The 19,559-nt window shown below is 68.5% G+C and carries 12 protein-coding genes and 5 pseudogenes; 8 read left to right on the top strand and 9 right to left on the bottom strand.

Annotated elements, in window-relative coordinates:
- Positions 1–59 precede the first annotated feature (59 nt).
- Positions 60–3,387: pseudogene (locus tag T428_RS33180) on the top strand (transglutaminase family protein).
- Positions 3,388–3,413: 26 nt separating this feature from the next.
- Positions 3,414–6,033: pseudogene (locus T428_RS26275) on the top strand (circularly permuted type 2 ATP-grasp protein).
- On the opposite strand, the gene T428_RS0107120 reads toward T428_RS26275, so the two are convergent.
- Together T428_RS0107120 and T428_RS0107125 are read right to left on the bottom strand one after the other, a co-directional pair.
- Positions 6,030–7,079 carry a zinc-binding metallopeptidase family protein gene (locus T428_RS0107120; protein ID WP_025735936.1) on the bottom strand — a complete coding sequence of 350 codons (1,050 nt, stop codon included), beginning with the start codon at positions 7,077–7,079 and terminating at the stop codon, positions 6,030–6,032. The pseudogene T428_RS26275 and the gene T428_RS0107120 sit on opposite strands and share 4 nt — an antisense overlap.
- Positions 7,040–8,005, bottom strand: coding sequence for a transglutaminase family protein (locus T428_RS0107125; RefSeq protein WP_051465145.1), 966 nt, complete (start codon positions 8,003–8,005; stop codon positions 7,040–7,042). Before T428_RS0107125 ends, T428_RS0107120 begins: the two co-directional genes overlap by 40 nt.
- 57 nt (positions 8,006–8,062) lie before the next feature.
- On the opposite strand from T428_RS0107125, the gene T428_RS0107130 reads away from it, so the two are divergent.
- Positions 8,063–8,452 (top strand): MmcQ/YjbR family DNA-binding protein, encoded by a 390-nt coding sequence (locus T428_RS0107130; protein WP_025735938.1) that lies wholly within the window; start codon positions 8,063–8,065, stop codon positions 8,450–8,452.
- A 1-nt stretch (position 8,453) separates the two neighbouring features.
- On the opposite strand, the gene T428_RS0107135 is transcribed toward T428_RS0107130, so the two are convergent.
- The 3 genes and pseudogenes from T428_RS0107135 to aspS form a co-directional block, all read right to left on the bottom strand.
- A complete protein-coding gene (locus tag T428_RS0107135) occupies positions 8,454–9,527 on the bottom strand; it encodes an FUSC family protein (protein WP_025735939.1) in 1,074 nt (357 codons plus the stop codon).
- Between the two features lie 44 nt (positions 9,528–9,571).
- Positions 9,572–10,007, bottom strand: a pseudogene (locus tag T428_RS26280) (nitroreductase/quinone reductase family protein).
- Entirely contained in the window at positions 10,004–11,779 is a 1,776-nt protein-coding gene (gene aspS, locus T428_RS0107145) for an aspartate--tRNA ligase (protein WP_025735940.1), read from the bottom strand. Before aspS ends, T428_RS26280 begins: the two are co-directional and overlap by 4 nt.
- Before the next feature lie 63 nt (positions 11,780–11,842).
- Here aspS and T428_RS26285 point away from each other — a divergent pair.
- The 3 genes and pseudogenes from T428_RS26285 to ypfJ all read left to right on the top strand — a co-directional run bounded on the left by T428_RS26285 (position 11,843) and on the right by ypfJ (position 14,136).
- A pseudogene (locus T428_RS26285) lies at positions 11,843–12,726 on the top strand (oxidoreductase).
- 9 nt (positions 12,727–12,735) lie between these two features.
- Positions 12,736–13,238: pseudogene (locus T428_RS26290) on the top strand (SRPBCC family protein).
- Between the two features lie 19 nt (positions 13,239–13,257).
- Positions 13,258–14,136 (top strand): KPN_02809 family neutral zinc metallopeptidase, encoded by an 879-nt coding sequence (gene ypfJ, locus T428_RS0107160; protein ID WP_025735941.1) that lies wholly within the window; start codon positions 13,258–13,260, stop codon positions 14,134–14,136.
- Here ypfJ and T428_RS0107165 read toward each other — a convergent pair.
- Together T428_RS0107165 and T428_RS0107170 are read right to left on the bottom strand one after the other, a co-directional pair.
- Positions 14,133–15,002, bottom strand: a complete 870-nt coding sequence (locus T428_RS0107165; protein WP_025735942.1) for a dihydrodipicolinate synthase family protein — start codon at positions 15,000–15,002, stop codon at positions 14,133–14,135. The two genes, ypfJ and T428_RS0107165, sit on opposite strands and share 4 nt — an antisense overlap.
- Positions 15,003–15,012: 10 nt before the next feature.
- Positions 15,013–15,798, bottom strand: coding sequence for an aldolase (locus T428_RS0107170; protein WP_025735943.1), 786 nt, complete (start codon positions 15,796–15,798; stop codon positions 15,013–15,015).
- A 60-nt stretch (positions 15,799–15,858) separates the two neighbouring features.
- Here T428_RS0107170 and T428_RS0107175 point away from each other — a divergent pair, with 60 nt between their 5' ends.
- Positions 15,859–16,377, top strand: a complete 519-nt coding sequence (locus T428_RS0107175) for a helix-turn-helix domain-containing protein (RefSeq protein WP_025735944.1) — start codon at positions 15,859–15,861, stop codon at positions 16,375–16,377.
- Here the strand turns inward: T428_RS0107175 and T428_RS0107180 are convergent, their stop codons facing one another.
- Positions 16,378–16,806 carry a hypothetical protein gene (locus T428_RS0107180; RefSeq protein WP_036467473.1) on the bottom strand — a complete coding sequence of 143 codons (429 nt, stop codon included), beginning with the start codon at positions 16,804–16,806 and terminating at the stop codon, positions 16,378–16,380.
- A gap of 101 nt (positions 16,807–16,907) precedes the next feature.
- Between T428_RS0107180 and T428_RS0107185 the strand changes: the two genes are divergently transcribed.
- Positions 16,908–18,515: a purple acid phosphatase family protein gene (locus T428_RS0107185; RefSeq protein ID WP_025735946.1), complete on the top strand. Its 1,608-nt coding sequence runs from the start codon at positions 16,908–16,910 to the stop codon at positions 18,513–18,515.
- On the opposite strand, the gene T428_RS0107190 is transcribed toward T428_RS0107185, so the two are convergent.
- Entirely contained in the window at positions 18,512–19,534 is a 1,023-nt protein-coding gene (locus T428_RS0107190) for an Rv2578c family radical SAM protein (RefSeq protein WP_025735947.1), read from the bottom strand. The genes T428_RS0107185 and T428_RS0107190 overlap by 4 nt on opposite strands.
- Between the last annotated feature and the right edge of the window lie 25 nt (positions 19,535–19,559).

The following is a 19,559-nucleotide window of genomic DNA, read 5'->3' on the forward strand; positions in this document are numbered from 1 at the left end:
TGCACCGCCGACCCGCCACGCGCTGCGGTGCTGCTGCCCTTGTGATGAGATCAGCGGTTATGAGCATCAAAGTTGCGCTGGAGCATCGCACCAGCTACACCTTTGACCGGCTGGTGTCGGTGTTCCCGCACGTCGTGCGGCTGCGCCCGGCTCCGCACTCGCGTACACCCATCGAGGCCTACTCGCTGCGCGTCGAGCCCGCCGACCACTTCATCAACTGGCAACAGGACGCGCTCGGCAATTTCCTTGCCCGGCTTGTGTTTCCGAACCCCATGCAGCAGTTGACGATCACCGTCGGGCTCATCGCCGACCTCAAGGTGATCAACCCGTTCGACTTCTTCATCGAGGACTGGGCCGAAAATGGCCTCCCGCTTCGGGATTGATCTATCCCAAGACACTTGCCGACGACCTCAAGCCCTACCTGCGGCCCGTCGACGAGGACACCGAAGGCTCGGGCCCCGGCGAGCTGGCGCAGGCATGGGTGCGGAGCTTCTCGGTCCCCGAGGGCACCCGCACCATCGACTTCCTGGTCGCGCTCAACCGGGCGGTCAACGCCGACGTGGCCTACAGCCTGCGCATGGAACCCGGCGTCCAGACACCGGATTTCACGCTGCGCACCGGCGTCGGATCGTGCCGGGATTCGGCATGGCTGCTGGTGTCGATCCTGCGCCAGTTCGGGCTGGCCGCCCGGTTCGTCTCCGGCTACCTGGTGCAGCTGGCCTCCGACGTCGAAGCCCTCGACTGCCCGTCCGGGCCCGCGGCCGATTTCACCGACCTGCATGCGTGGACCGAGGTGTACATTCCCGGCGCCGGCTGAATCGGGCTGGATCCCACCTCGGGGCTGTTCGCCGGTGAGGGCCACATCCCGCTGGCGGCCACGCCGCATCCCTCCAGCGCAGCCCCCATCACCGGCAGCACCGAACAGTGTGAGACCACGCTGGAGTTCTCCAACACCGTCACCCGCATCCACGAGGATCCGTGCGTCACCCTGCCCTACACCGACGCGGCCTGGGAGACGATCTGCGCGGTCGGCCGCGGCGTCGACGAACGGCTCGCCGCCGGCGATGTCCGGCTGACGGTGGGCGGCGAACCCACCTTCGTCTCGGTCGACAATCAGGTCGACGAAAAGTGGACGACCGCGTCCGACGGGCCGCACAAGCGACAGCGCGCGTCCGAGCTGGCCGCCCGTTTGAAAGCGGTGTGGGCCCCCCGCGGACTGATCCATCGCGGGCAGGGCCGGTGGTATCCGGGAGAACCGTTGCCGCGCTGGCAGATTGGAATCTACTGGCGCACCGACGGGTTGCCGCTGTGGACCGACGACACGCTGCTGGCCGACCCGTGGACCCAACAGCCGACGAGTTCGACAGCCGACAACGAGACGGCGTACAAGGTGCTCGCCGAGGTCGCCGAGGGTCTGGGGTTGCCACTGTCCCAGGTGCGGCCGGCCTTCGAGGACCCGTTGGCCCGGCTCGCGGCCAAAGTCCGCCTGCCCCAGGGCGGCCCGGTCGAACCCGGCGACGACCTCGCCGACGACGACACCGCGGCGCGCGCCGCGCTGCTGGCTCACCTCGACGAAACCACCACGGAACCAGCCGCATTCGTGCTGCCGCTGCACCGCCGCGACGACGGAACCGGTTGGGCCAGCGCGAACTGGCAGCTGCGCCGCGGGCGCATCGTGCTACTCGAGGGCGATTCGCCGGCGGGGCTGCGGCTGCCGCTGAAGTCGGTCAGCTGGCAGCCGCCGCGCCCGTCGTTCCACGCCGATCCGCTGGCCGTCGGCCACGCGCTGTCCACGGAGTCGACCGGCGCGGTGGTCGAAGACGCCGAGACCGCACCGCCCACCGCGATAATCGCCGAGGTCCGCGACGGGCTGCTGTACCTGTTCCTGCCGCCCACCGAGGCGCTGGAGCACTTCGTCGACCTCGTCGGGCGTATCCGAGGCCGCGGCGGCCAAGACGCAGCGCCCGGTTGTGATCGAGGGCTACGGTCCGCCGCCGGACCCGCGGCTGCAGTCGACGACGATCACGCCCGACCCCGGTGTGATCGAAGTCAACGTCGCGCCGACCACCAGCTTCGACGAACAGCGCCAGCAGCTCGAAACCCTGTACGAGCAAGCCAGATTGGCCCGGTTGTCCACGGAGTCGTTCGACGTCGACGGCAGCCACGGCGGCACTGGAGGCGGCAACCACATCACCCTCGGCGGCGTAACGCCCGCGGACTCGCCGCTGCTGCGCCGCCCGGATCTGCTGGTGTCGCTGCTGACCTACTGGCAGCGGCACCCGTCGCTGTCCTACCTGTTCGCCGGCCGCTTCGTCGGCACCACCTCCCAGGCGCCCCGGGTCGACGAGGGCCGCGCCGAGGCGCTGTACGAGCTGGAGATCGCGTTCGCCGAAATCGCCCGGCTTGCTGCGTCATCCACGGGTCGACCACCACAACCGTGGCTGACCGACCGCGCGCTGCGGCACCTGCTGACCGACATCACCGGCAACACCCACCGGGCCGAGTTCTGTATCGACAAGCTCTACAGCCCCGACAGCCCCCGCGGCCGGCTCGGCCTGCTGGAGCTGCGCGGGTTCGAGATGCCGCCGCATCTGCGCATGGCGATGGTGCAGTCGCTGCTGGTGCGCTCGCTGGTGTCCTGGTTCTGGGACGAGCCGCTGCGCGCCCCGCTGATCCGGCACGGCCCCAATCTGCACGGTCGATACCTGTTGCCGCACTTCCTGATTCACGACATTGCCGACGTGGCTGCCGATCTGCGCGCACACGGCATCGCGTTCGAGACCAGCTGGCTGGACCCGTTCACCGAGTTCCGCTTCCCGCGCATCGGCACCGCCGTCTTCGACGGCGTCGAGATCGAGCTGCGTGGGGCGATCGAGCCGTGGAACACCCTCGGCGAGGAGGCCACCGCGACCGGCACCGCCCGCTACGTCGACTCCTCGGTCGAGCGGCTGCAGATCCGCATCATCGGCGCCGACCGGCACCGCTACGTGGTGACCTGCAACGGCTACCCGGTGCCGCTGCTGGCCACCGACAACCCCGACATCCATGTGGGCGGGGTGCGGTACAAGGCGTGGCAGCCGCCCAGCGCGCTGCACCCGACGATCACCACCGACGTGCCGTTGCAGTTCGAGCTCATCGACCTGACGTCGGGCACCTCCCGCGGCGGCTGCACCTACCACGTCGCCCATCCCGGCGGGCGCGCCTACGACGAACCGCCCGTCAACGCCGTGGAGGCCGAGGCGCGGCGCGCGGCGGTTCGAGGCGACCGGCTTCACCCCGGGCAAACTGGACCTGTCCGGCATCCGGGAGAAGCAGGCCCGGATATTCACCGACATCGGCGCGCCGGGCATTCTCGACCTGCGGCGCGTGCGTACCGTGCAGCGGTGATGACGTCTTCCGGAACTGGCATCTTCATGGCACTCGACCCGTCGGATCATTACGACGCCGACCGGCTGCTAGCCGGATACCGGGCCGCGCGCGCCCAGGAGCCGCTGTTCGAGCTGCGCCCCGCCGGTGCGCAGTCGGCCGGCTACGACGAATTCCTCGGCGAAGACGGACAGGTGCGACCGGCCTGGGTCGAGCTGGCCGACACCGTCGCCGAACGCGGCCGCACCGGGCTGAACCAGCTGCGTACGGTGGTGCACAACCTGATCGACAACGACGGCATCACCTACACCGAGGTCGATCCCACCAGCGGCCATGCCCTCGAGCCGCGGCCGTGGAGCCTGGACACCCTGCCGATCGTGGTGTCCGCGGCCGATTGGGAGGTCCTGAAAGCCGGGCTAGTGCAGCGCTCGCGGCTGCTCGATGCCGTGCTCGCCGACCTGTACGGCCCGCGCACCCTGCTCACCGACGGCATGCTGCCGCCGGAGCTGGTGTTCGCCCACCCCGGCTACGTGCGCGCGGCCAGCGGCATCGAAGTGCTGGGCCAGCACCAGCTTTTCATGCACGCCTGTGATCTGAGCCGGCTGCCGAGCGGCGCCTTCGAGGTGAACGCGGACTGGACGCAAGCCCCCTCGGGCGCCGGTTATGCGCTGGCGGACCGGCGCGTCGTCGCGCACGCGATCCCCGATCTCTACGAGCGGATCGCGCCGCGACCCAACACACCGTTCGCCCAGGCGCTGCGGCTGGCCCTGATCGATTCCGCACCCGACGACGCCCAAGACCCGCTGGTGGTGGTGCTCAGCCCGGGTATCTACTCCGAAACCGCCTTCGACCAGGCGTATCTCGCGACGCTGCTGGGTTTTCCGCTGGTGGAAAGCGCCGACCTGGTGGTCCGCGACGGCAAACTGTGGATGCGCTCGCTGGGCACCCTGAACCGGGTCGACGTCGTGCTGCGCCGGGTCGACGCGCTGTATGCCGACCCGCTGGACCTGCGCGCCGACTCCCGGCTCGGCGTGGTCGGTTTGGTGGAGGCGCAGCGGCGGGGCACCGTGACCGTGGTCAACACGCTGGGCAGCGGCATCCTGGAAAGCCCTGGGCTGCTGCGCTTTCTGCCCGAGCTGGCCGAGCGGCTACTCGGCGAAGCCCCGCTGCTGAACACCGCGCCGGTGTACTGGGGCGGCATCGACAGGGAGCGCTCGCACCTACTGGCCAATCTGTCGTCGCTGCTGATCAAGTCCACGGTCGGCGGGGAAACCATTGTCGGACCGGCACTTTCGTCGGCTGAGCTGGACGAGCTGGCCGCTCGGATCCAAGACATGCCGTGGCAGTGGGCCGGCCAGGAACTGCCCCAGTTCTCCTCGGCGCCGACCGATCACGCCGGCGTGTTGTCCTCGGCCGGAATCGGCATGCGGTTGTTCACGGTTGCCCAACGCAGCGGCTACGCCCCGATGATCGGCGGGGTCGGCTACGTCGTCGCACCGGGACCCGCCGCGTACACACTGAAAACTGTTGCTGTTAAAGATGTTTGGGTACGGCCGACGGAACGCGCTCGAGCGGAGACCATCACGCTGCCCACCGCTGTGCAGCCGGTCAAGACGGCAGCGGGCACCTGGGGGGTCAGCTCGCCGTGGGTGCTGTCCGACCTGTTCTGGATCGGCCGCTACGGCGAGCGGGCGGAGAGCACGGCCAGGCTGCTGATCGCCGCCCGCGACCGCTTCCACGTCTACCGCCACCAGCAGGACACCGAGGAAAGCGAGGTGCTGCCGGTGCTGATGGCCGCCCTGGGCCGCATCACCGGCACCGACACTGGAGCCGACAACGACCACGCCGAGATGATCGCGATCGTCCCGTCGACGTTGTGGGCGCTGACCTTTGACCCGGACCGGCCGGGATCCCTGGTCCAGTCGGTCGAAGGCCTCGCGCTGGCCGCGCGGGCGGTGCGCGACCAGATGTCCAACGACACCTGGGTGGTGCTGGCCACTCTGAGCGCGGACTTGCGCACCGGCCCGAGCCGCCGCAGTCGCTGGCCGAGGCCGACACCGTGCTGGCGTTGGCGCACCGGCACGCGTTGGCCGGGATGCTGACCCTGTCCGGAGTGGCCAGCGAGTCGATGGTGCGCGACGTGGGCTGGACGATGATGGACATCGGCAAGCGGATCGAGCGCGGCTTGTGGCTGAACGCGCTGCTGGGCGAGACGCTCACCACGGTCCGTGGCGCGGATGCCGAACAGACCGTCATCGAGTCGACGCTGGTGGCGTGCGAATCGTCGGTCATCTACCGGCGCCGCACCGTCGGCAGGTCAGCATCGCCGCGGTGGCCGAGCTGATGCTGTTCGACGCGGACAACCCGCGCTCGCTGCTCTATCAGCTGGAGCGGCTGCGGACGAACCTCAAGGGCCTGCCCAGCGCGTCGGGGTCGTCGCGTCCGGAATGGATGGTGGAGGAGATCGGCACGCTGCTGCGCCGCTCGCACCCCGGCGAGCTGGAGGCGGCCGTCGACGGGCGTCGCGAAGAGCTGGCCGATCTGCTGGCCACGATCCACGCCGAACTGCGCGAGCTGGCCGGGGTCATCACCGACACGCAGCTGACCCTGCCCGGCGGCATGCAGCCGCTGTGGGGGCCCGACGCACGACGGGTGATGCCCGCCTAACCCGCGACGGCGGCCGGCGTGTTCGACGTCACCTCTTCGATGACGTTGTGGATGAACTGCATCTTCTCCAGCACCGGGCCCGGCAGCATGAACGGGTACAGATCGTCGTGGCCCATCGACCTGTTCACCATGTTCAGCGACCACGACAGCGGCAGCCACAGGTCGATGATGGCGCCAAAAGCGCTGGGGCCCAACGGCAGCCGGTCGAACGTGGCCGACGCCGGGGCCAACCCGGACCACGCGCAGGTGTCCAGGGTGTCGCGGATGTGCAGGTAGTGGGCAAACGTTTCGGCCCAATCCTCGGCGGGGTGTATGGTCGCGTAGGACGACACGAAGTTCTCCTGCCAGCCCTCCGGCGCCCCCTCGCGGTAATGCCGGTCCAGCGCCTGCTGATAGTCGGCATCCGGATCGCCGAACAACTCGTTGAACCGCCGCAGGTAATCGTCGGACGGGTCGACCAGCCGATAGAAGTAGTAGTGGCCGATCTCGTGGCGGAAGTGGCCCAGCAGAGTTCGATACGGCTCGTCCATCTCGACGCGTAGCTGCTCGCGGTGGACGTCGTCACCCTCCGCCAAATCGATTGTGATGACCCCGTTCTCGTGGCCGGTCAGCACCTGTTCGTGCGCGCTGGACAGCAACCGGAGGGCCAGCCCGAAATCGAGATCCTGGCCACGATCGACGATCGGCAGCTTCAGCTCGTGCAGCTCGGCGATCAACCGCCGCTTGGCCGCCTCGGCCGCCGCGAACTCCGCCAGGCCGACGGCGTCGGCATCGTTGGGCCGTTCGGTCGTCAGCACACAGGACTGGCAGAGCAGCCGGGGATTGTTGATAGGCACCAGCCAATTACATTCGGCGACTAGACGATTCGCGCACAGCTGATATTCGGCGGCGTTGACGAAACCGGGCTGCTCGCCCGCCTCGCCCTCGGTGATCACCAGCAGCGCCATCTGTTCGAGCGAGAACCCCAGCGCGCTCTTGCATTTCAGGCAGGTGGAGTTCTCGAACGTCAGGCGCTGGCCGCAGTTCGGGCAGTTGAAGTCACGCATAGAGTTTCGTCGCCTTCGAAGGGCACGACGTCGACGGCGACGTCGATCACGCTGTGCTCGGAGTCGGTGTAGATGATGCCGCGCAGCGGCGGCACGTCCGCGTAGTCACGGCCACGGCCGACGATGATGTACCGCTCGTCGACCATCTGGTCGTTGGTGGGATCCAGTCCCAGCCACTCGAACGCGCCGGGCTCCTGCGGAGTCCAGACCGCGGCCCAGGCGTGGGTGGCGTCGATGCCGATCATTCGTTCCTTTCCCGGTGGCGGGTCGGTGGCCAGGTAGCCGGACACGTAGCTGGCTGCCAACCCGTTGGCGCGCAGGCAGGCGATCGCCAGCCGTGCAAAGTCTTGGCATACCCCTTCCCGGGCCGCTAGAACCTCGTCGACCCCGGTGGAAATCGTGGTCGACCCCGACCGGTAGGTGAAGTCGGAAAAGATCCGCGACGCGAGATCGCGCAGCACCTCGATCAGCGGGCGCCCCGGCACGAAACTGGGCGCCGCGTAGGCGCGGACTTCGTCGGTGATCTCCGGCGGGTTCAGGTCCAGGGTGAACTCGGTCGCCAGCGCTCCCCGCCGCCCGGTCGGCCGGGCCGCCTCCCAGGGTTGGACGGCCGGCCCGCCGCGGTAGCGCTCGGGTGGCGCCGGATACACGTCGACGATGGAGTCGCTGGTCACCGTCAGGGTGGTGTGCGGCTCGGTGACGTGGGAATAGGAGCTGATGTTGCCGTAGCCGTCGACGCTGGTAGAGCTGTCGGCGGGGACCGGATCGATGGTCAGTCGGTGCGCGACGCACCGCTGGCGCTGCGAGTCGCGCGGGGTGAGGAAGCCGCGGCCGTAGGAACTGGCCACGACGTCCGAATACCGGTACTCGGTGCGATGGGTGATGCGGTGGCGACGGGTGGCCGGTGGTGACACGGCAGCGGACAACGGGCGACCTCCTCAATACGGCACCAACCGCACCATAGCGGGAGCACAATCGATTGGGTGGCCACCTGGGACGACGTCGCCCGGATCGTAGGTGAGCTGCCACTCACCTCCGAGCAGTCGCCGCATGACTGGCGGGTCGGCAGGAAGTTGCTGGCGTGGGAACGACCGCTGCGCCCGTCGGACCGCGAAGCGCTGTCGGCGACGGGAACCGAGCCGCCCGAGGGCGACATCCTCGGCGTCTGGGTGTCCGACGAGGGCGTCAAGTTCGCGTTGGTCACCGACGAGCCGCGGGTCTACTTCACCACCCCGCATTTCGACGGCTATTCCGCGGTGCTGGTCAGGCTGGCCGAGATCGACGTTCGCGGCCTCGAGGAGCTGATCACCGAGGCCTGGCTGGCGCGGGCGCCCAAGAAGCTGGTGCAGGAGTTCCAGGCCGGCGCGTTCTGAGCTACCGCAGTTCGATCACCCGCTGCAGGTCCTCGACGCAGGCCTGCACGGCGTCGGCCAACACCACCTCGGACCGTTCCCGCGCATTCGCGAGCAGCGTCGACGCGTGCCGGCGGGCGGCGTCGACGTGGGCGGTCGCGATCACAGGATCGGAGTCGGCACGGGCCGTCGCCCGCGCGAGGTTGGCCAGCACCGCCTGCGCGGGTTGGGGCAGACGGTCGCGGCGGCCGTCCGGCCCGGATTCGGGTGCGGGCAGCACCGTGCGGGCCAGCTGCAGCACGGAGCCGGCCAGCAGGGCCAGCTGCACGGCCTGACGATCGGCGGCGCGCACGGCATCGCGAAGTCGCCACCGCCGCGGCGCGACTCGCACCACTTGACGCGCCGTGGTGCGGGCCTGGATCAGTCCGCCCAGCTGCTCGTGCACCCGGTCGACGGCCGGCAACGGCCAGTCTGTCGCGGGAACCTCACGGCCACAAGCGAATTCGGCGGTGCGGTCCAACACCGCGTGCAGCGTGCGCAGCACCTCGACGCGCGCACTGCGCAACAGGGCGAGCGGGTCGGCCGGGAACAACCCGATGGCGACGACGATCGCCAATCCCCCGCCGATCAGTGCGTCGAAGATGCGTTCCCAGCTGACGCCGCTGCGATAGAGGGCCAGCACCAGAATCGACGACACGACGGTCTGGTTGGCGAACATCATTCCCTGGCCGATGTAGCCCTGACCGATGAAGACCGCGGCCAACAGGGCAACCAGCGCCGCGACCGCGATGGGCACCGCCCCGGGTCCGAGCAGCGCCTCCACCAGGATCCCGGTGCCGATGCCCACGGTGACCCCGATGATCATCTGGATGGCGCGTTGCGCGCGCAGCACGTTGCTGGTCGACAACGACACCGCCGCGGCGATCGGGGCGAAAAACGGTTGGGGATGCGCCATGACGTCGTGCGCGATGAACCAGGCCAGACCCGCCGCGACCGAGGTCTGCACCAGGTAGAACCACACGCCGCGGACCCGGTTGACGCCTGCGACCAATGCCGCTGTGCCCGCGAACGGCCGCGTCAGCAGCGAAGTGCTCATCTCGCTTGCTTACCGCAGCGCCGGCGGGCGCGGCAATGCAAGCGTCAGGCGCGCTGCAACTCGAACAGCGGAATGACCCGGTTGGTCTTCGACGGGTATTCGGCGAACACCGGCGCCGTGGCGATGACCTTGGGCAGGATCGCCTCGCGTTCGGCGGGCGGCAGTTCGCGCGATGTCACGTCGTTGGCGTCGGTGCCGACCTCGATGTACGCCCGCGGGGGTGGTCCGCAGATTGTGCACCCAGGCCAGATCCTTGGGGGCGCCGGCGAACGAGCCGATGATGATCAGCCTGCCGTCGATGGTGAAGTAGGCCAGCGGCGACAGGCGTTGCTGCCTGGACTTGGCGCCGGTCGTGGTGAGCAACAGCAGATCGGCGCCCTCGAACTGGCCGGCGACCTTGCCGCCGTTGGCGCGGAATTCGTCGGCGATGGTGGTGTTGAACGCCTTGACGGTTTCGGTGTCGGGAAAGCCTTCGGTCATGCCTGGTCAACCTTTTTGGGTTTGGCATCTATTCCGGATTCCTTGCGCTGCTGCGCGGTGATCGGCGCGGGCGCATTGGTCAGCGGGTCGACACCGCCGCCGGTCTTCGGGAAGGCGATCACCTCACGGATGGAGTCCACCCCGGACAACAGCGCGTTGATCCGGTCCCAGCCGAACGCGATGCCGCCGTGCGGCGGCGCGCCAAACGTGAACGCCTCCAACAGGAATCCGAACTTCTCCTCGGCCTCGGCCCGGTCCAGGCCCATCACCGCGAACACCCGCTCCTGGACGTCGCGGCGGTGGATACGGATCGAACCGCCCCCGATCTCGTTGCCGTTGCAGACGATGTCGTAGGCATCGGCCAGCACGACGCCCGGGTCGGTGTCGACCACGTCGGAGAACTCCGGCTTCGGCGAGGTGAACGCGTGGTGCACCGCGGTCCAGGCACCGGCGCCGACGGCGACGTCACCGGCGGCGGTGGCGTCCTCGGCCGGCTCGAACAGCGGCGGGTCGACCACCCAGACGAACGACCAGGCTCCCGCGTCGATCAGGTCCAGCCGGTTGGCGATCTCGACCCGGGCGGCACCCAACAGGGCGCGCGACGCCTTCGCCGGTCCGGCCGAGAAGAAGATGCAGTCGCCGGGGTTGGCCCCGACGTGCCCGGCCAGGCCGTCGCGCTCGGCGTCGGACAGGTTCTTGGCCACCGGCCCGGACAACTCGCCGTCGTCGCCGACCAGCACGTAGGCCAGCCCGCGGTGGCCGCGCTGTTTGGCCCATTCCTGCCAGCCGTCCAGGGTGCGGCGCGGCTGCGACGCTCCGCCGGGCATCACCACCGCACCGACATAGGGCGCCTGGAACACTCGAAATGTGGTGTCGGAGAGGAACTCCGTGCACTCGACGAGCTCCAGCCCGAAACGCAGGTCCGGCTTGTCGGAGCCGTACCGGCGCATCGCGTCGGCGTAGCTGATCCGCGGGATCGGCGTCGGAATCCGGTAGCCGATCAGCGCCCACAACGCGCCCAGGATCTCCTCGGAGATCGCGATGATATCCTCGACGTGGACGAAGCTCATCTCCATGTCGAGCTGGGTGAATTCGGGCTGGCGGTCGGCGCGGAAGTCCTCGTCGCGGTAGCAGCGGGCGATCTGGTAGTAGCGCTCCATGCCGGCCACCATCAGCAACTGCTTGAACAGCTGCGGGCTCTGCGGCAGGGCGTAGAACGATCCGGGGTGCAGCCGGGCCGGCACCAGGAAGTCGCGCGCCCCCTCCGGCGTCGAGCGGGTGATCGTCGGCGTCTCGATCTCGACGAAGTCGTGGCGCGCCAGCACCGATCGGGCGGCGGCATTCACCTTGGAGCGCAACCGGATTGCCGCGGCCGGGCCGTCGCGGCGCAGGTCGAGGTAGCGGTACTTCAGGCGCAGCTCCTCGCCGGCCGGCTCGTCCAATTGGAACGGCAGCGGCGCACATTCGCCGAGCACGGTCAGCGTCGTGGCGTTGAGTTCGACGTCGCCGGTGGGGATTTCGGCGTTGGCGTTGCCTTCCGGGCGGATCTCGACGACGCCGGCGACCGCCACGCAAAATTCGGCGCGCAACCGGTGTGCCTGCTCGAGCACGTCGGCCGCGCGGAAGACCACCTGCGCGATGCCGGACGCGTCCCGCAGGTCGATGAAGATGACGCCACCGTGGTCGCGGCGCCGGGCCACCCAGCCGACCAGCGTTACCTGTTGACCGGCGTCGCGGCCCCGGAGCGAACCAGCGGCGTAGCTGCGCAACACAAATAATCCCCTTTACCCGGCTGAACGAGTGACCAGTCTAAGGGGCCGGGTAACTTCGCCTTCATCGCCACACACATCGCACTCGTGGGTCCCGGCGCGGTCGGCACGACGGTCGCCGCGCTGCTGTACCGGGCCGGGCATTCGGTGCTGGTCTGCGGTCGCAGCGCCCGCAACGGCATCGAACTGCGCCCGGACGACGGGGCGCCGATCGTGGTGCGCGGGCCGGTGCACACCGATCCCGCCGCGGTATCGGGCCCGGTCGACGTCGTGATCCTGGCGGTCAAGGCCACCCAGAACGCCGCCGCCCCTGGCTGTCGCGGCTGTGCGCCGAGCACACCATCGTCACGGTGCTGCAGAACGGCGTCGAGCAGGTCGAGCACGTGCAGCCGCTGTGTCCGTCGTCGCCCGTGGTCCCGGGGATCGTCTGGTACGGCGCCGAGACCCAACCCGGGGGTTGGGTGCGATTGCGCACCGAGGCCGCCCTGGTGCTGCCGAGCGGGCCCGCGGCCCAAACGGTTGCCGAATTGCTGCGTGGCGCCGGCTGCCGGGTGGACTGCGACCTCGACTTCTTGACCGGAGCCTGGCGCAAACTGCTGGGCAACGCGCTGGCCGGGTTCATGGCGCTGTCCGGACGACGATCCGGGATGTTCCGCCGCGACGACGTCGCCGAGTTGTCGCGCCGCTAGGTCGCCGAATGCCTGGCCATCGCGCGGGCCGAAGGCGCCCGGCTGCCGGACGGCACCGTCGACGAGTTGGTCGGCATGTTCCGGAGCGCAGCCCAGGACATGGGCACCTCGATACTGGCCGACCGGGAGCACGGGCGGCCGATGGAATGGGATCTGCGCAACGGAGTGATCATCCGTAAGGCACGCACCCACGGCCTGCCGACGCCGATCAGCGAGGTGCTGGTGCCACTGCTGGCGGCGGCCAGCGACGGTCCGGGCTAAGTTATCGCCATGCATGCCTGCGAGCGCGTCGGCCTCGACTTCATCGACAACGCGCCTTTCCGGTTCCGCAACAGCGTCGACCTGGCCATCACGCCCGAGCAGGTTTTCGAAGTCCTCGCCGACGCGCAGGCCTGGCCGCGCTGGGTGAGCGTGATCACCAAGGTCACCTGGACCAGCCCCGAGCCGCGCGGCGTGGGCACCACCCGCGTCGTCGAGATGCGCGGCGGCCTCACCGGCGACGAGGAGTTTTTGGCCTGGGAACCGTTCACCCGCATGGCATTCCGGTTCAACGAGTGCTCGACGGCGGCCGTGGCCGCCTTCGCCGAGGACTATCGCGTCGAGGTGATCCCGGGGGCTGCCGACTGACCTGGACGATGGCGCAGAAACCCGCGCGGCTCGCGCGGCTGGCGATGGTCGTCGTCGGGCCGCTGTTGAACCTCGGGCTGCGGCGGTTTCTGAGCAACCTGCGCCGTTACACCGACAGCCGATTTGCCGCTACGCAACAACGTTAGGTGTGTGCAAAGCTAAATCATGACCTTCAACGAGGGTATGCAGATCGACACCAGCACCGCGGAGTCATCCGGTGGCGGCGGAATGGGGATGGCCCTCGGGGGCGGCGGCGTCGGGCTGCTGATCCTGGTAGCTGCCTTGTTCTTCGGCATCGGCCCGGGCAAGGTGATGCCCCCGCAGGGCGTGAACGCCGGCGGCTACTCCGCACCCGGATTCGACCTGAGCCAGTGCAAGACCGGGGCCGACGCCAACAAATACGTGCAGTGCCGCGTGGTCGCCACCGGCAACTCGGTGGACGCGGTCTGGCATCAGCTGATGCCGAACTATACCCGCCCGCATGTGCGGCTGTTCACCGGTTCGGTCAACACCGGCTGTGGGCCCGCGACCACCGCGGTGGGCCCGTTCTACTGCCCGGTGGACCAGACCGCGTATTTCGACACCGACTTCTTCAAGGAACTGGTCGACAAATTCGGTTCCAGCGGTGGGCCTTTCGCGCAGGAGTACGTGGTCGCCCACGAATACGGCCACCACGTCCAGCAATTGCAGGGCAATCTGGGCCGCGCCCAGCAGAGCGCGCAGGGCGCCGGTGGCAACGGCGTGCGCACCGAGCTGCAGGCCGACTGCTATGCCGGCATCTGGGCGCACTACGCGTCGACGGTCAAACAGGAAAGCACCGGCGTGCCATACCTGGAGCCGTTGAGTGACAAGGATATTCAGGATGCGCTCTCGGCCGCCGCATCGGTCGGCGACGACCGGATCCAGAAGGAGTCGACCGGGCGCGTCAACCCCGAGTCGTGGACGCACGGATCGGCGGCGCAACGCCAAAAGTGGTTCACCGTCGGCTATCAGACCGGTGACCCGCACCAGTGCGACACCCTCTCGGCCACCAACCTGGGCTAGGAGACCAACGCCTTGAGTTGAGCGCGCCCCTGCTCGTCCAGCGGCAGCAGCGGCGCCCGCGGGTCGCCGACCGGGAAACCAATCAGGTCCAGCCCGGCCTTCACCGTGGTGGCCAGGCCCCCCGCCACGATGAACTCCAACAGCGGCTTGAGGTCGTCGTAAAGCAGCTGCGCCTTCTCCAGGTCGCCCGCGCGCACCGCGTCGTACAAATCGATGCACGGCTGCGGTCGCAGATTCGGTGCGGCCGTGCACCACCCGGAGGCGCCGGCTTTCAACGCGTCGAGCACCAGCGGATTGCTGCCGTTGTAGAACGGTAGCCGGCCGCCGGACAGTTCGGTGATGCGCCGCATCCGCGTCAGGTCGCCGGTGGACTCCTTGACCATCTTCACGTTGTCGATCGTCTCGAACATCTTGACCAGCAACTCGGGGCTCATGTCCACGCCGCTGGTGGCCGGGTTGTTGTAGGCCATGATCGGGATGTCGATGGCGTCGCCGATGCTGCGGTAGTGCTGAATGATCTCGCGTTCGGTGAGCTTCCAGTAGGACACCGGCAGGATCATCACCGCGTCGGCGCCGGCCTGTTGCGCGTACGTCGCCCGCCGAATGGTTTTGGCAGTGGTCACATCTGACACGCCGGCGACAACGGGCACCCGGCCGGCGACGGTGGCGATCGTGGTGTCGACGACAGCGTCGAACTCGGGCTCGTCGAGATAGGCCAACTCACCGGTGCTGCCCACCGGCGCGATCGCGTGCACCCCGGCCGACACCAGGCGCTCGACCAGCGCGGCCAGCCGGGCCGTGTCGATGCCGTCGCCGAAGGGCGTCACCGGGTAGGCGATGATGCCGTGGATCTTGGGTTCGGACACTGAGATCTCCTCAACTCGTCAGGGCGTCGGGGTGACGCGCCAGGGCACGGCGCGCGTAGTAAGCGAAGTTGGCCTGGCTGCGCTTGGGTGTCAGCGTCCAGTCGTGAGCCTCGCGCGCCAGCGCCTCGGGCAGCGGCTTGATCCGGCCCGCGGCCATCGCCGCCAGCTGCAGTTTGGCCGCGCGCTCGATCAGGACGCCCAGCGAGCAGGCTTCCTCGATGCTGGCGCCGGCGATCACCTGCCCGTGATGGGCCAGCAGCACCGCCTTCTTGTCACCGAGCGCGGCGCTGATGATTTCGCCCTGCTCGTTACCGACCGGTACGCCCGGCCACTCGGCGAGGAACGCGCAGTCGCCGTAGAGCGGCGTGGTGTCCATGTGGGAGACCACCAGCGGGACCTCCAGCATCGACAACGCCGCCACGTGGAACGCGTGGGTGTACACAATGCATTGCACGTCGGGTCGCGCGCGATAGATCCAGCTGTGAAAACGGTTGGCGGGATTGGCCATTCCGTCTCCGTCGAGCACGTTGAGGTCCTCGTCGACCAGCAGCAGGTTGTCCTCGGTGACCTCGTCGAACCCGAGGCCCAGCCGTTGGGTGTAGTAGGTGCCCTCGTCTTCGGCCCGGGCGGTGATCTGTCCGGCCAACCCGGAATCGTGCCCGGCGTCGAACAGCGCCCGGCAGGTCAGCGCGAGCTTCTGGCGGGTGGTCAACGCCGAATCGGCGATGTTGGCGGCCAACTGCTGCTCGGCGCGACGCATCAGGTCGGATTTCGAATCGCTGAACGTGGTTGCCATGACACTAAGCTAGCATTTAGGAAACTTTGTGTCATTGGTCTAGCGAACGGAGGCACCGCCGTGACTGCCCTGCTGCGTGCGGTCCGCAGGCAACGCGGCCTGACCCTCGAGCAGCTCGCCGCCCAGACCGGGCTGACCAAGAGCTATCTGTCCAAGATCGAGCGCGGGCACAGCACGCCGTCCATCGCGGTGGCCTTGAAGGTCGCCCGGGCACTGCGGGTCAATGTCGGGCGACTGTTCTCCGACGAGGCGGCGCAGGAGAAGATCACCGTCGACCGCGCCGCCGGGCCCGACGGCGAGCGCTACCGGGTGCTGGCGTCGGCGCTGCTCGGAAAGTCCATGTCGCCGTTCGTCGTTCGGCCGACCGCACACGCGGCCGACAACTCACACGTCGAGCACACCGGCCAGGAGTTCGTCTTCGTGCACGCCGGGCGCGTCGAACTCGACTACGGCGACCAGACCATCGAGCTGGGCACCGGCGACAGCGCCTACTTCGACGCGTCGGTCAGCCACAAACTCCGCGCGGTGGGCGCGCAGGAGACCGAGGTCGTCGTCATCGCGCACACCGAGCCGCGGTGATTAACCGGGTTTGCAGGTGACGGTGGTGGTGGCGTCCGCGTGGGCGACGACCTGGCCGTCCACCGCGATCTCGCAGTGAAACTGCGCCGGGCCGTTGCCGGAATCCGGCCAGTGCAGCATGCCGCTGGCGCTGATGCTCGCGTACTGGTTCGGGTTCGCCAAGGTGGCGGTGTAGGTCACCGGCGCTCCCCCGCTGAGTGGGGCCTGCACGCTGCTCATGAACTTCGACGGGTCCGCGCTGTAGGCGGCCTGGCTGGGCGGATCGGAACTCACATAGTTGACGGTGGCGGTCAGATTGTTGGGGCTCGTCACGGTGTAGGTCACCTGGTGGCCATCCGCATGCGCGGTCGCCGGGCCAAGAATCGCTCCCCCGACCAGTGCAAACGACGCCGACGCGACCGCGATGGTCCCCTTTTGCAGGTTCGTCATCACGTTCGTCATATCGAAAACGCTACCGGATTTGTTACCGACGGCTCCGGCGTTCACCGCTTGATATGCCAACGGTCGCCCGGCTCGGGTATGAAACATCCATGACCGACGACGCCGAACCGGTTGTTCCGGACGGCGCACCGGGCATCACCCGCCGCAAGTTGTTGACCACCAGCGCCACCTCGGCGGTCGTCGGGATGGGTGTCGGCGCCGGCGTCGGGGTGGGTGCCGCCACGCTGTTGTGGTCCAACTCGCACGGGCCGGCCCTGTTGCGGCAGCCGGAGCGCAACGGCGCACCGCCCGTGTTCGGGCTACACCTGCAATTCGGCCGCAACGCCGGCACAGAGGTGGTGGTGTCCTGGCACAGCACCGAGGCCGTGCGCAATCCGCGGGTCATGCTCGGCACGCCGGGGTCCGGCTTTGGCCAGACCGTCGCGGCCGAAACTCTGACCTATCTAGATGGCAAGTCCAACAACGAAGTTCGCGTCAACCATGCTCGACTGACCAATCTGACGCCGGACACCGACTACGTGTACGCCGCCGTGCATGACGGCGCCGAACCCGAGCATGGCACCGTGCGGACCGCGCCGGTGGGCCGAAAGCCCTTGCGCTTCACCAGCTTCGGTGATCAGTCCACCCCGGCGCTGGACCAGCTGCCCGACGGCACGTACGGCACCGACAACATCGGATCGCCCGCCGCCGCCGACACCACGCTGGCGATCGAACGGCTGGGCCCGTTGTTCAACCTGGTCAACGGCGACCTGTGCTACGCCAACCTCGCCCAAGACCGGGTCCGGACCTGGTCGAACTGGTTCGAGAACAATACCCGTTCGGCGCGCTATCGGCCGTGGATGCCGGCCGCGGGCAACCACGAGAACGAGTTGGGCAACGGGCCGGTCGGCTACGGCGCGTATCAGACCTACTTCGCGGTGCCCGACTCCGGAGCAAGCCCCGAACTGAGGGGGCTGTGGTACTCGTTCACGGCCGGGTCGGTGCGCGTGCTCAGCCTGAACAACGACGACGTCGCGTTGCAGGACGGCGGCCATTTTTACATCCACAACTATTCCGGTGGCGAGCAAAAGCGTTGGCTTACCGCAGAACTCGCGGCCGCTCGGCGCGACCCCGATATCGACTGGCTGGTGGTGTGCATGCATCAGACCGCCATCTCCACCGCCGAGCGGGCCAACGGCGCCGACCTGGGTATCCGCGAGCAGTGGCTGCCCCTGTTCGACCACTCCCAGGTCGACCTGGTGCTGTGCGGTCACGAGCACCACTACGAACGCTCGCATCCGTTGCGCGGCACCCTGGACACCGATACTCGCACGCCGATTCCCGTCGACACTTCCCACGACGTGATCGACGCGACTCGCGGAACGGTGCACGTCGTCGCCGGCGGTGGCGGAACCTCGGCGCCGTCCAACGCGATGCTGTTCCCCCAGCCGCGGTGCCGGGTGATCACCGGCGTGGGTGCGTTCGATCCCGCGATCGGGCGCAAGAGGCCGCTCTACGTCCTCGAGGACGCCCCATGGTCGGCATTTCGCGACCACGAAAACCCTTACGGTTTCGTATCTTTCGACGTCGATCCGGGCCGGCCGGGCGGCAACACCTCGATCAAGGCCACGCACTACGCGCTGCGCGGGCCGCTCGGCGCCGTCGCGGTCGTGGAACAGTTCACCCTGACGAAGCCCCGGGGGGACAAGCCCGCTTAGAACAGCGTGGGCTGGGCGGGTTCCGGCGGGGCTTTCGGCGCCTGCGCGAACAACCGCTGGTCACCGCTCAGCCGGTGTTTGGCGATCAGCGGAGCCGTCCGCATCCGCAGCATCTCCCGGTAGTCGGGCGGCAAATACGCTCCGCGCCGGTACAACTCGCGATAACGGCCGACAAGTTCGGGATGCGAGCGAGCCAGCCAGGACATGAACCAGCCGCGGGTCGAGCGGCGCAGATGCAGACCGAAGACGGTCACGCTGGTGGCTCCCGCGGCCGCGATCTGACCGAGCAGCCCGTCGAGGTGCTGCTCCGAATCGGTGAGGTGTGGCAGCACCGGCGCCACCATCACATGGCAGTCCAGGCCGGCGTCGCGGACCGCGGCGATCAGACCCAGGCGCGCCTGCGGCGTCGGCGTGCCCGGCTCGACGTCTCGGTGCAGCTCCGGGTCGCCGACCGCCAGCGACACCGCCACCGACACCGGAACCTGTTGGGCCGCAACGGTGATCAGCGGCAGGTCGCGTCGCAGCAGGGTGCCCTTGGTCAGGATGGACAGCGGGGTGCCCGACTCGGCGAGTGCGCCGATGATGCCCGGCATCAGCGCATACCGGCCCTCGGCGCGCTGGTAGGGATCGGTGTTAGTGCCCAGCGCGACGGTTTCGCGTCGCCACGACGGTCGGCGCAGCTCGCGGCGCAGCACCTCCGCGACGTTGGTCTTGACCACCACCTGGGTGTCGAAGTCGGTGCCGCAGTCGAAGTCCAGATATTCGTGGGTGGGCCGGGCGAAACAGTAGCGGCAGGCGTGCGAGCAGCCGCGGTAGCCGTTGACGGTGTAGCGAAACGGCAATGCGGCCGCGTCCGGAATCTTGTTGAGCGCCGTCTTGCACAGCACCTCGTGAAAGGTGATTCCGTCGAACTGCGGTGCGCGCACGCTGCGGACCAGCCCGATCCGCTGCAGACCCGGTAATGCGCCGTCGTCGACCGGTTCCCCGTTGACGGCGACGGCCTGGCTCGCCCACCGCATGCCATCATTCGAATAACTGTTCGAT

The organism is Mycobacterium genavense ATCC 51234 (genome assembly GCF_000526915.1).
Classification (GTDB): domain Bacteria; phylum Actinomycetota; class Actinomycetes; order Mycobacteriales; family Mycobacteriaceae; genus Mycobacterium; species Mycobacterium genavense.